This window comes from Psychrobacter sp. 1U2, from assembly GCF_051847575.1.
Window position 1 is genome coordinate 1 of the sequence record NZ_JBPYDC010001869.1, and the last position, 507, is coordinate 507.

The 507-nt window shown below is 38.9% G+C and carries 1 protein-coding gene and 1 pseudogene; both read right to left on the bottom strand.

The genetic code is table 11. The features are described 5' to 3' along the window. Positions 1 to 228 (bottom strand): annotated as a pseudogene (locus ACS8FD_RS24855) (hypothetical protein); the annotation flags it as partial. 71 nt (positions 229 to 299) lie between these two features. After that, positions 300 to 507: hypothetical protein (locus ACS8FD_RS24860; RefSeq protein WP_439277805.1), on the bottom strand; the 208-nt coding region annotated here is incomplete at its 5' end.

Genomic DNA, 507 nt, shown 5'->3' on the forward strand with positions numbered 1-507 from the left:
ACCAAAGGTATCAGTCCCTTTATTGACTGAGGTAGTGGCCTCAATTTCATCACGACTGTCATGAAATTCTTTTTCGTTAGCCTTGGCTGATTCTTCTGACAATGGCTGATTGTTCATATTATCGCTGTCTAAATCATTACGCTCTACATCGTTATTACGTAAATCAGTATTAGCTGAATCATCATCTGTCATGAGTGTCTTTGTCAGTGCAGGATCTTTCGTTTCCATGAGTTTTTCCTTATATCTTTATTATAAATACATTAAATCGGTCAAACGATAATTGTAAATCTAATAGTGATTTACGGATTATTCTTTTGACTTAAATCGTAAGCGTTTAGGTCACCAACGTTCTTGCCTCCTGGAGGTAAGTCTTCCTCTTTACGAGGATCGACATATACTTCATCTGTTTCCTGAGACGCTTGCTCTGGCCCATCTATATTTGGCTCATACTTACGCCCTTCATAACTGTCTTTGGGATTCTCAGAACGTGCAGTCGCAGGATCATTC